Annotated in this window: 14 protein-coding genes; 4 read left to right on the forward strand and 10 right to left on the reverse strand. The window is 52.4% G+C overall.

Features of this window, described 5'->3' with window-relative positions:
- The 8 genes from WBM93_RS07920 to WBM93_RS07955 all read right to left on the reverse strand — a co-directional run.
- Nucleotides 1-251 (reverse strand): response regulator (locus WBM93_RS07920; protein WP_424430528.1); only part of this gene is annotated, 251 nt, incomplete at its 3' end.
- Nucleotides 238-1770, reverse strand: coding sequence for a PAS domain S-box protein (locus WBM93_RS07925; RefSeq protein ID WP_424430531.1), 1533 nt, complete (start codon nucleotides 1768-1770; stop codon nucleotides 238-240). The genes WBM93_RS07925 and WBM93_RS07920, both read right to left, overlap by 14 nt.
- 115 nt (nucleotides 1771-1885) lie before the next feature.
- Nucleotides 1886-2698 carry a universal stress protein gene (locus tag WBM93_RS07930; protein ID WP_424430534.1) on the reverse strand — a complete coding sequence of 271 codons (813 nt, stop codon included), beginning with the start codon at nucleotides 2696-2698 and terminating at the stop codon, nucleotides 1886-1888.
- A gap of 113 nt (nucleotides 2699-2811) precedes the next feature.
- Nucleotides 2812-3399: an NAD(P)H-dependent oxidoreductase gene (locus tag WBM93_RS07935; protein ID WP_424430537.1), complete on the reverse strand. Its 588-nt coding sequence runs from the start codon at nucleotides 3397-3399 to the stop codon at nucleotides 2812-2814.
- Nucleotides 3396-4031 (reverse strand): hypothetical protein, encoded by a 636-nt coding sequence (locus WBM93_RS07940; RefSeq protein ID WP_424430540.1) that lies wholly within the window; start codon nucleotides 4029-4031, stop codon nucleotides 3396-3398. Before WBM93_RS07940 ends, WBM93_RS07935 begins: the two co-directional genes overlap by 4 nt.
- 29 nt (nucleotides 4032-4060) lie before the next feature.
- Nucleotides 4061-4420 (reverse strand): hypothetical protein, encoded by a 360-nt coding sequence (locus tag WBM93_RS07945; RefSeq protein ID WP_424430543.1) that lies wholly within the window; start codon nucleotides 4418-4420, stop codon nucleotides 4061-4063.
- A gap of 64 nt (nucleotides 4421-4484) precedes the next feature.
- Nucleotides 4485-5036: a hypothetical protein gene (locus WBM93_RS07950; RefSeq protein ID WP_424430545.1), complete on the reverse strand. Its 552-nt coding sequence runs from the start codon at nucleotides 5034-5036 to the stop codon at nucleotides 4485-4487.
- An 11-nt stretch (nucleotides 5037-5047) separates the two neighbouring features.
- Nucleotides 5048-5677, reverse strand: a complete 630-nt coding sequence (locus tag WBM93_RS07955) for a peroxiredoxin (RefSeq protein ID WP_424430548.1) — start codon at nucleotides 5675-5677, stop codon at nucleotides 5048-5050.
- 419 nt (nucleotides 5678-6096) lie between these two features.
- Between WBM93_RS07955 and WBM93_RS07960 the strand changes: the two genes are divergently transcribed.
- The 3 genes from WBM93_RS07960 (at nucleotide 6097) to WBM93_RS07970 (ending at nucleotide 7588) form a co-directional block, all read left to right on the forward strand.
- Entirely contained in the window at nucleotides 6097-6510 is a 414-nt protein-coding gene (locus tag WBM93_RS07960) for a holin family protein (protein WP_424430551.1), read from the forward strand.
- A gap of 170 nt (nucleotides 6511-6680) precedes the next feature.
- Nucleotides 6681-6944: a hypothetical protein gene (locus WBM93_RS07965; RefSeq protein WP_424430554.1), complete on the forward strand. Its 264-nt coding sequence runs from the start codon at nucleotides 6681-6683 to the stop codon at nucleotides 6942-6944.
- 17 nt (nucleotides 6945-6961) lie between these two features.
- Nucleotides 6962-7588, forward strand: a complete 627-nt coding sequence (locus WBM93_RS07970; protein ID WP_424430557.1) for a DUF6969 family protein — start codon at nucleotides 6962-6964, stop codon at nucleotides 7586-7588.
- Here the strand turns inward: WBM93_RS07970 and WBM93_RS07975 are convergent.
- Nucleotides 7585-8427, reverse strand: a complete 843-nt coding sequence (locus WBM93_RS07975; protein ID WP_424430560.1) for a class II aldolase/adducin family protein — start codon at nucleotides 8425-8427, stop codon at nucleotides 7585-7587. The genes WBM93_RS07970 and WBM93_RS07975 overlap by 4 nt on opposite strands.
- 234 nt (nucleotides 8428-8661) lie before the next feature.
- Entirely contained in the window at nucleotides 8662-9651 is a 990-nt protein-coding gene (locus tag WBM93_RS07980; protein WP_424430563.1) for a sensor domain-containing diguanylate cyclase, read from the reverse strand.
- 301 nt (nucleotides 9652-9952) lie between these two features.
- Between WBM93_RS07980 and WBM93_RS07985 the strand changes: the two genes are divergently transcribed.
- Nucleotides 9953-10294: a PilZ domain-containing protein gene (locus WBM93_RS07985; RefSeq protein WP_424430566.1), complete on the forward strand. Its 342-nt coding sequence runs from the start codon at nucleotides 9953-9955 to the stop codon at nucleotides 10292-10294.
- Nucleotides 10295-10672: the final 378 nt, after the last annotated feature.

The following is a 10672-nucleotide window of genomic DNA, read 5'->3' on the forward strand; positions in this document are numbered from 1 at the left end:
GTCAGGATCACCACCGGCATATCGATCCCGTCTCTGATCATCTGCTGCTGCACCTGCAAGCCGTCCATCTCCGGCATCCGCACATCCAGCAGCACACAGCCCCGTTCGGCACCCTTGGCCAGCTTCAAAAACGCAACTCCTGACTCCACCGGTTCCACTTTGAATCCGGCGTGGCGCAACATGAATGCGGCGGACCGCCTGACGGAATCATCATCATCCACCACATAGACCAGCCGCTCATTCGTCATCATCTTGCTCCTGCTCCGCCTTCTCCAGCGTTATCCGAAATATCGTTCCACCTTCTGGATTGGGTTCCGCGCCGATCGTGCCACCGTGCGCTTCTATGATCGTCCGGCATATCGAAAGCCCCAGCCCCATGCCGTCACCCTTGGTGCTGGCGAACGGATCAAAAATCCGGTCGCCCAGTTCCGGGTCAATCCCGGCGCCGCTGTCGGACACGGCAATTTCCACCTTCTGATCATCAATCGAAGACACCCCGATATGCAGTTTTTTCTTAGCTCTATCGGCCATCGCCTCTATGGCGTTGCGCATCAGATTGACCATCACCTGCTGGATTTGCACCCGATCGACAAATACATGATTGGTATCAGGCGCGATATCGATCGAGAATTGCACCCCTTTTTCCTGCGCGCCAATCATCCCCAGGACGGTCGCGTCTTCCACCACCTGCGCGATAGACAATATCCGCCGGTTGATCTCGCCCCGCGATACAAATTCCCTCAGCCTGCGAACTATGGTGCCAGCCCGCAGGCTTTCCTTCACGCTTTCCTGCAACGCTTCGCGAAAAAATCCTCGATTCTCCGTCAAGTCGCCATCCATCATATCCCGCGCAGCCGACAGATAATTGGCAATCGCGGTCAGCGGTTGGTTGATTTCATGCGCGAGGGCTGAAGCCAATGTCCCGACCGCGCTAAGACGCGAGGCGTGCGCCAAATCCGCCTGCAGCGATTGCAGCTCCGCTTCTGTCTGTTTCTTCTCGGTCAGATCGACGATAAAGCCGGTAAAATATCGCTCATCACCAATTTTTGCTTCGCCGACTTCCAATTGGATTGGAAAGGTGGTGCCGTCTTTCTTGCATCCGACGACCGTTCGCCCGATGCCGATAATCCGCTTTTCACCTGTGTCCAGATAGCGACGCAGATAGCCGTCATGGGCTGTTCTGTCCGGGTCCGGCATCAGTATTTTGATGTTCTGGCCGATGACTTCATCTTGACCATATCCGAACATTTTTTCGGCGGTCGTACTGAACGAAGTGACCGACCCCTTTTCGTCAATCACGATCATTGCATCGGGTATAGTAGCCAGAATGGATTTCAATATCGAGGCTGCCTGTTCCAGATTGGTCTCCGCCGTCCTGAGCGGCGTGATGTCCCGAAACGCAACCTTGATCGCATCAATTCCGCCCTCCGGATTGACCAGGGGAGCGCAGCTGCACTCGGCTTGTATCGCAGGCCGTTGAGGGAATTCGAGCCGCACCTCGATCGGCTCGACCGGTTTCTCGGGAGACACGTCCAATGCACGAACCATGGCTGCCCGAAAACGGGCCCGATCGGATGGAGCGACGCAGGATTCCGGCGAACCTTCGGGGAGCTCGGTCATGCTGGGCAGGTCTAGCAGCTTTAAACCAGCCGTGTTGCAATAGATTGCCTGCAAGTTGCGATCCACAATCACCGCACAATATGACAAGCTCGACAGGATGGAATCCAGATAAGGCAGTCGCTTCGTGTCAAAGGCGATTGTTTCGCGCACTTGTTATTTCTATCCTTTGGCTGCCCTGTCGCGCATGCTGACTGAACTTATCCTACACAAAACATAGACATGGCCAAACGAAAATCCGATGCAGAAATCTTGCTGCCTCTGTCAATCAGTGGGATACAACCAATGGCATGGGTGAGCTCTTGAAAAGGCTGCGGGTAACACCGCCAAACAAAAACTCTCTCGCCCTGCTGTGTCCATAGGCCCCCATTACCAGATATTCCGCATGGACATTTTGGGCTTCGGACAGAAGCGCGTCATCCACGCGAACTTTGCCTGCTGGCGGGCTGTGAATTTCGGACTTGATGCCATGATAGGCGAGATATTCCGAAGCGGCGAGTTGGGGCAGATCGTGATCCTTGTCCTCCTCGATCGTCAGAATATGCACGTCGCTGGCCATTTTGAGCAACGGCACAGCGGCTCGCAGGGCATTGCCCGACTCGAAGCTGCCGTTCCAGGCGACGAGGGCAGGTCCACAGGCATCAAATTTTTTGACATTGTCAGGCTGGACCACGATCGGAGCCGTCGCGTTAAACAGAACGTCTCCCAATATGCCGAGCGGCAGCGCTGCATCCTTTTCGCCGCTGGCAGAACTCAAGACAATGAGATCGACTAGCGCAGAGTTTTTGGACAGGCCGCGCGAAGGTTCCGCATTTTCTATTCGATAGTCCCATGAGACATCTTCGTCGGCCAGTCGCTTCTCGATTTTGCTTTGCAATTCCTCGTCCAGTTCGTGCGACATTTTGCTGATATCATACATCACAGACATGCCCGTGACGCCATCAAAGGCCATTTGCGTCTTGTAGGGATTTGCCCGCAGACAGTGGAGATGCCCGCCCAGCGAACGGGTCAAATCGAGTGCCGCCTGAAGTCTGGCCTCAAGACCCGCATCATCGGCAATATATAGCAGCACGGATTTCATAAACTGTCTCCTGTGATCGCAATCCCCCCTTCGGGAACAGTCATCGGGTGAAGATTAGCACGGCTAAATCCATGCTCTGTATAAGGATTGTTACGGATAGCGAGCCCGATCTATCAATCGCCAGCGGCACCGTGCGCCGCGATTTTTTTCAGCCAGCGTTCGCGGTGCTTTTCGCTGCGGTCAACATTGCCAATCAAAGAGGTGGTGACCGGATCAATGCCGGTCAGCTCCAATATAATTCGACGGAAACTGCGGACGCTGTGAGAGGCATAATAGGCGCGATAGAAAAGCGCTGGCATACCCATGCTGACAATGAGCCGCGCCGAGCGGCCGCGCAGCAGTTTCTCCGGCATTTTCCCGCTACCCTCTTCACCATAATCGAGAGCGAAATTGGGGCGAAAAGCCTGCTCGATAAACGCCTTGAGCAATGCGGGCATATCGCCCATCCAGAGCGGATAATAAAATATAATATGCTGCGCCCATTTGATCGCATCCTGCCCAGGCCTAACGGAGGCAGGAACGTCCTCTTCGAGCCATTGCTTGCGGCTTTCAAGAATGGGAATATTCTGGCCAGCCAACCGTATCTCCCGCACATCATGACCCGCTGCGCGGGCAGCTTCGGCATAAGCGGCAGCGATGGCGTGACCAAAGCGGCTTGGGCTCGGATCGGGATGACCGTCGATAACCGCAATGCGTTTCACGGCGTTTCGTCTGCTGTCTCTGCGCTAATCGGTGTTTGCCACTGGAAGGCGGTGATCAATTCCATGATCGCCTCTTGCGCCGCAGCGTCGACTTCCTGAGGATAGGAAGCCATCAACCGTGCATCCCAATATCCATAATCCAGTGCGGTTACGCTGAAATGCCAGGGAATACTGTCCTTATCCCCATCAAAAATGCCTTGATAGGCGGCGATGTCGGGGCGTCCGGAAACGAAATAATCCCCTTCGGATATCACGCTGGCACTGGAATATTGGGACAGCATGTCGGGCTTTATGATCTCGTAGTGATCTGCGGAATTCAATTGTTCCAGATGGATAATTGCGATTTTGATCTCGATTTCATGATCTTCAAAATCGCGCAGATATCTGATTTCGAAATTATTACCGCTAAAATCGGTAGTCATTTCACACTGGCGGCGAAATCCCGCGATCGTTGCCGGGAATATGAATCCACTGTCTTTGTGGATGATTGCCCCTGGGTCCTTATAGGATGCGAACGGGTCAAACAGGGGAGCGGATCCGATAACGCACTCTGCAGCGGCGGGACTGGTTGTCGTGATCACCGCCAGAGCTGCGACCGAGGCGAACCCCGCCAGCTTTATCTTTTTCAGCATATGTCTTCCCCGTATCCTTGTATTTGCCTTTACTCGTGACAACTGATGACGCGAAACGGCAACTCGCTGCCATCGGCCTCGGTGATCGTCACATATTCACCGACCTTGAGTGGATGATCCTTGAGCCGGAAAATGACTTCATCGTCATCTTCTCCGATTTTGTAAGAAAAGGCCCAGCCTTTTGGAGACACGATCACAACGCCGCTCTGATCGGCTTCGCCTGGCCAAAACCGACGCACGACGGGTCGTTTCTCAGCCTTTTTCAGCTCCTTGGGTTCGATGAGCCCCGCGTCATCCAGAGGAACGCGAAAAACATAGGAATGGGCTGACGAGCCATTGGGATGGTCAGCGGTTCGGGCCAGTTCAAGGCGGATTGTTTTCCAGGTCATGGGTAGTGTCTGGACGAGTGGAATTGTCGGCGCGATACGCAATATTGCGTAGTTCTCATAACCGTTATGCAGGGAAACCGTGGATGTGCACGTCATGACCTGAATGCGCGGAAAGCACTTTTACCGCTTTCTCCTCATCATTCTTGTCCCACGTCCGCACCCACAGCAACAAGCCGCCTTTATCCAGTTGATCGGCGATATAGTCGGCATGATGCTGGCCCATGAAGCGCGCCAAAGCGACACCAATTGCGGTACCAGCTCCGCCCATTGCTATAGCTGCCAAAGCGGCAGCCAGCGCACCTCCCGATGCAACCAGTAAAATCCCGGTAAACGCGCCAATGTACATTAAGCTTCCGATAACGGCGCCCTCGGCATCGCCAATTGTTTCAACGGGGATATAGGCCTTGGTCAATATCTCTCTATCATCTCCGATTTCGTCGACAGATTGAAAGCGATGCCCGAGCTTTTTCTCCACAGCAGATACCTGCGCGAGCACGCTAATCTCGGCCCGGTCAAATCCATGGCTCAGAAGATCATCAATCGCAACTTGCAGATCTTCTTCGCTGTCAAATATGCCGACCGCTTCCCTGACTTCAGTTAAGTTGGAATCTTCCATTTTGATAACACCTATGCAATTTCGGTCAGGCGAAGATACGGGCGCAGTTCATCCCATCCTTGGGGAAAGAGTCTTTTCGCCTCATCATTGGCAATGGATGGCGGGATGATCACCTTCTGGCCAGGACGCCAGTCTGCCGGTGTGGCGATGCGCTTCGCATCCGACAGTTGGAGTGCGTCAATCACGCGTAGAATCTCATCGAAATTGCGTCCGACACTCATGGGATAGGTCATCGTCAATCGAATCTTTTTCTCGGGATCAATAATGAACACCGAGCGTACGGCCGCCGTATCGCTCTCTTCGGGGTGGATCATGTCATAAAGTACGGCGATCTTGTGATCAGCATCCGCGACGATCGGAAATTGCAGATCGGTATTCTGCGTTTCATTTACATCGGATATCCATTTCAGATGTTCCTCGGCAGTATCGGTGGACAGACCGAGCGGCTTGGTGTTGCGTGCGGCAAATTTGTCAGCAAGTTGCGCTGTCCGGCCCATTTCCGTAGTGCAAACCGGCGTGAAATCGGCAGGATGGCTGAAAAAAAACACCCAGCTGTCGCCAGCCCATTCGTGAAATGTTATCTTTCCGATCGTGCTGTCGGTGGTGAAATCCGGAGCCGTGTCGCCAATATGCAATGACATTTGATTCGTCCTTTGTGTTTATACAAATAATGCAGTCCAGTTAGATCCCGGACGACACCGGACAAATCCGTAAACATACGTAAAATCGCGGGCAATATGCTTGGTCGAACGAACGTTTGAGCTAGCCGATTACCAGTTTTCAGACCCTTTCCTACACATAACCAAATAGGTTATAGTCAGATATTGGATCAACAGTTCAGGAGAATGCCAATGACCCGTCCCTCAAATATTGCGCCCGATGTCGAAAATCTGATGGGTAGCATTCCGTAGAGATTCTGTTTCGGCCGAACCATCCTCTAAATCTGTCAAAAAGGCCGTAACGATTGGGAGTCTTTCTCGACTGCACAGCACGAAAACTCGTTATCGGCCCCAAGTTTGACAAGCATTGAATCCTAGAAAACGCGAAAGGAAATCATCAAATGTCCATTCTCTCGACCTTGATAGGTCCCGTTTCAAATATCATCGACAAGATCCTTCCCGACAAGCAAGCGCGTGATCGGGCCAAGCTTGAGCTTCTAAAACTGGAAGGCAGTCAGGAGTTGGAAGAAGTTCGCCTGCAAATGTCGGCCATCCTGGCAGAAGCCCAATCGGTCGATCCCTGGACGAGTCGGGCACGCCCCAGTTTTCTCTATGTGATGTATTTTCTGCTGCTCTGGTCAATACCTATGGGGCTGGTCGCCGCGTTCCGTCCCGAGGCAGCCCGCGATATAGCTTCAGGTATGAACGCTTATCTCGCCGGCTTACCGGAGCCCCTCTATGCGCTCTTCGGAACCGGTTACCTAGGCTACACGGTCACCCGCCAATGGGGGAAGATCCGGGGAGTCGAACGGTAGCGCCCGGACAGGTCATCCCCGCACAGATATTTACCGTATTGCCCGTCCCAAAAATGGACCGCCGACCTGATAATCGTCAGATTAATAGAATATTTACGAAATTGGCTTGCCATGCCCGTGTCTTTGCAGATAAAGGGAAAAGTCTAGTTCATCCAAAGGGGATATATTAAATGAATACCGAAACCAATTTTCGCAAAATGCTCGCTGTAGCTGGCGGTCTTGCTCTTGCAGTTCCAGCTCTTTCTGCATGTGCAGAACAGGCTGACGACGCTGCTGTTGTAGCGGAATGTGCGGCTGAAGAAGCAACATGTGCGGCTGAAGAAGCAACATGTGCGGCTGGTGAAGCTGTATGTGCGGCTGAAGATGCAGCTGGCGACGCCGCTTGTGCAGCTGGCGATGCCACCTGTGCTGCAGCTGAAGAAGTTACCGAGTAAGCTCAGCTTATTCCGCATTGAACAATGCATTGGAAAGGCTGTTTGAGCTTACCGGCCAGATAGCTAAAGAGGGCGTCTCGCTAGTACCCAGAGTGGTACCGGCAGACGCCCCTTTCGTTCAATATCAGCATTATCCGAAAGGGGATTGCGTCGCGCCCGGCAACAAGTCGCGCTGGTTCTACCATGCACACAAGCCGGAAGAACGCGAAGAAGGCGAACATGGCCACTTCCACATGTTCCTCCCACTCGACATGTTTGAAGATGTCGAACCTTATTATCAGCCCCCCTCAAAACTACCCAATGGCAAAAAAACTCAGGGTGTTGTCCATTTTGGCGCGCTCAGCTTTGGCCTCGACGGCATGCCGATCAGCTGGTTCACCACCAACTATTGGGTAACCTATGAATATATGATGCCGGCGGAAGCGATTGCGTCGCGACTGCGCAGTTTTGACATGTCCGGAGCACCTGGTGACCCGCTGGTCAGCGACTGGCTGACAGCCGCCGTCCAGCATTTTCATGATCCGATCATCGAAATTATCCGCGAACGCGATGCTTTGCTGATGGAAAAAAAGCAGGAGTTGGGATCCGCGGTTTTCGAAAACAAGAACGTCGAGATTCTATCCCGCCATCCTTTTGATCTCTAGTGATCACATCCTGGATTGGTGCGCTGTAACTTTCGCATGAGGCCGGGCCAGATAAGATTGTCTCCCAGTCCCTTCTGGAACGCGGCGGAACCCTGTTGGTAGACGCGATGCCCCATGTCCGCACTCTCTTCGTGGAGATGGTCTTCGCCGCCAACCGATTGCGCCAATATCTGGGTTTTGCAGGCATTCTCCAGAAAATACATCCGCAAGAAGGCAATCGCACAATTCGGACCGACAGTTAGTGTGCCATGATTGCGCAAGATGAGCAGGCTTTTCTCTCCCAGATCATGGATCAGGCGGTCCCGCTCTTCCAGATCAAGCGCAATGCCTTCATAATTGTGATAGGCGACGTCATCGTGGACCTGCATCGAAAACTGGGTGTAGCGCCTCAGCCCTGCCTTCTGCACGGACACAGCAATGCCATATGGTGTATGCACGTGGATTACGCATCCGGCATCCTCGCGAGCGCTGTGCACAGCGCTGTGGATCGTGAAACCGGCGGGATTGATGAAATAAGGCGTGTCCTGCTTGATGTTGCCGTCCAGATCGATCTTGACCAATGCCGAGGCGGTCATCTCGTCAAACATCACTCCATAGGGGTTGATCAGGAAACGTTCCTCTCCGTCTTCGTCGGGTAGTCTTGCTGAAATATGGGTGAATACCAGGTCGGTCCAGGCGTGCATCGCACATAGCCGGTAGGTTGCTGCCAGATCGCAGCGTAGTTGCCATTCGACATCGGACACCTTGCCTTGCAGGCTTTCTATATCATGGGGATCGGGAATTGAAAAACCGGGGCCAACAGCCATTGCTGATTCATCAGTTTGGATCGCTGTTGCCATGATCAGTTCCTTTGCTCGGGATTTCGGTGTCAAAGCAATTTGCAATGCGCCGTATTTAATCACAACTAAACTATCTTTTACGCCTTGATGTCAAGCTTAACGGCAACCATCGCCCTGACCCACGTCAAACAGGAATGATGGCCCGGTCGCTTTCCTGATTCCGGAACATCTGTGTGGTTTTGGATGAATGACGGCACAGGCGACTGACCGTCTGGCCGATTGGTCTCCAATGGATCAACGGAACGAATCAAAGCGCCGGCCGGATTTCAGATAAATATCGCTGCAGCCAGATCGGCTTTCAGGACCATGATCTAAATTCGCCTGGTCAATCCAGTCATCGCAAATTCCGATTTTAGGAGATATCTGGGAGAATTTCAGGTCCAGAATGGATCCGGCGTCAAATCCTTCGATTGATTTCAGGAATTGTTCGCATGCGAGCATTGCTTCCGAACCGGTCGTAACCGAGAGGAGTATAGCAAATTGCGTACCGCCGATGCGTCCGATACAGTCCGACGGTCGAAGCCGCTTTGTCAGCGACTGAATGACCGCCCTCAACAACTTGTTGCCGGATCGACAATCGGATCGGTCTGTCGCCATTATATATCTGTCGACGTCAAACAGAATCAGCGTGCTTAGTATCTTTTGCCGATCGTACAACGCGATTGCCTTCTGCACCTCTGCGGAGAACCCGCTACGGGTAAGAGCTCCGGTCAAACCGTCCTTTTCAGACTGTTGACGCAATTCCAGTTCGTGAATGACCAGTTCTGCGAGTTGTTCCATCAATTCTATCTTTGAGTGCCCGAACCGTCTCGGAACAATGTCTCCCGCGCAAAGCGTTCCGATATTATGTCCGTCCGGTGTCGTCAGCGGCACGCCAATATAGCTCTTCAACGACAAGACAGATTGAACCGAAGTCCCATTTTTGAATCGCGGATCCCGGGTCGTATCTTCAACTACAGTCGAGCTGTTCTGGCCAATGGTATAATTGCAAAATGCGGTATATCGCGGTACTTCCGACACATCGAAGCCGATTTTTGATTTAAACCACAACCGCTCTCCATCCATCAACGAAATCGCGGCCATGGGAACGTCTAGCGCCAATTTTACTGATTGGGTAATATGGTCGAAGCAATATTCCTCTGCCGTATCCAGGATATCATACCGTTCCAGGGCAAACTGCCGCGCGGCTTCTTCCCCGAATTCAAAGTTCCGTTCTGCTTTCATTCTATCACCCGGTTCACCAGCATATGAAGAGAGACGGTAATTTGGGCATTAAACTAAGGAATTTTTCTTGGTTTCCAGCCAAAATGCACGCCATATTGGCATCGCGAATGCTGCCCCAGGCTAGCAAATAGCAGTTCGCGCGCAATTCTGCTCAGATCAGTCCCGGCGTTCTCCGAATTCCATATCATGCTTGATATCACTGCAAACCAACCGCCACAGAACACAGGATCGTGTCAGCGCCCTTAGTCGTCCGGTGTGTTTACCGTTAATATCACATAGCAAACTGGCTGAGGATAGATCGATGAAGACCCGCGTTAACTTCGACCCCGATCGAAGCAACGAGATTTTACCAGAAAGCAGACGGTCGAACGGCCGGGAGGCGGTAACGTCAGAAATTTATGTTCGACAGTCCAATTCCCAATTGTTTCCAACTATATTGTCAGATCTCTCGATCACCGGCTTCAAAATGCAATGTTTTACGAGTCTGGATATCGATAAACTGGTCTTTGTGACTTTGCCTGGATTGCAAACGCTTGGAGCGCATATACGATGGGTACAATTTCATGATTTTGGTTGCGAGTTCACGGTCCCATTGCATCCGGCGGTTCTCGATCATATAGTTTCCGTCCTCCGGAAATATTGATGTTTCAGGCCGTGCATGCACCTAGAGTTACATGGCAGCTGAATGCGGCCGCCTGACGAAAAGCACAGATCGCTGTTATTTTTGGAAACTGGTTCCAGTGTCGCTGCAGGAGGTCGGGAACGACCTGCAAGAATTTCGATCAATCAGCAACTGCAAGCCGGGATCATTCCCCTACTAATCCTGCACCGGATATCCGATTGTCCTCGGACTAGAAAGCGAGTATCAACCAGCCGAGGTCCGGATCATTTTGATAAAAATGCAACACGGACGGAATGGGATTGAAGGCTAAGAAAGACACGGCCGCGCATTTATGTGTAAAAGGTCGCAAGACCCGGGGGGCTCTAGAATTGCAGTGTAAAGGCAATGGATAGCGTTGAA

The sequence above is a fragment of the Parasphingorhabdus sp. genome (assembly GCF_049667325.1).
In the GTDB taxonomy this organism is placed as follows: domain Bacteria; phylum Pseudomonadota; class Alphaproteobacteria; order Sphingomonadales; family Sphingomonadaceae; genus Parasphingorhabdus.

Bases quoted from the DNA above. Each gene is read 5' to 3' on its own strand.
- WBM93_RS07930 (WP_424430534.1), bottom strand. From the start codon at position 2,698: ATGAAATCCGTGCTGCTATATATTGCCGATGATGCGGGTCTTGAGGCC.
- WBM93_RS07950 (WP_424430545.1), bottom strand. From the start codon at position 5,036: ATGGAAGATTCCAACTTAACTGAAGTCAGGGAAGCGGTCGGCATATTT.
- WBM93_RS07975 (WP_424430560.1), bottom strand. From the start codon at position 8,427: ATGGCAACAGCGATCCAAACTGATGAATCAGCAATGGCTGTTGGCCCC.
- WBM93_RS07940 (WP_424430540.1), bottom strand. From the start codon at position 4,031: ATGCTGAAAAAGATAAAGCTGGCGGGGTTCGCCTCGGTCGCAGCTCTG.
- WBM93_RS07985 (WP_424430566.1), top strand. From the start codon at position 9,953: ATGAAGACCCGCGTTAACTTCGACCCCGATCGAAGCAACGAGATTTTA.
- WBM93_RS07955 (WP_424430548.1), bottom strand. From the start codon at position 5,677: ATGTCATTGCATATTGGCGACACGGCTCCGGATTTCACCACCGACAGC.
- WBM93_RS07960 (WP_424430551.1), top strand. From the start codon at position 6,097: ATGTCCATTCTCTCGACCTTGATAGGTCCCGTTTCAAATATCATCGAC.
- WBM93_RS07965 (WP_424430554.1), top strand. From the start codon at position 6,681: ATGAATACCGAAACCAATTTTCGCAAAATGCTCGCTGTAGCTGGCGGT.
- WBM93_RS07980 (WP_424430563.1), bottom strand. From the start codon at position 9,651: ATGAAAGCAGAACGGAACTTTGAATTCGGGGAAGAAGCCGCGCGGCAG.
- WBM93_RS07945 (WP_424430543.1), bottom strand. From the start codon at position 4,420: ATGACCTGGAAAACAATCCGCCTTGAACTGGCCCGAACCGCTGACCAT.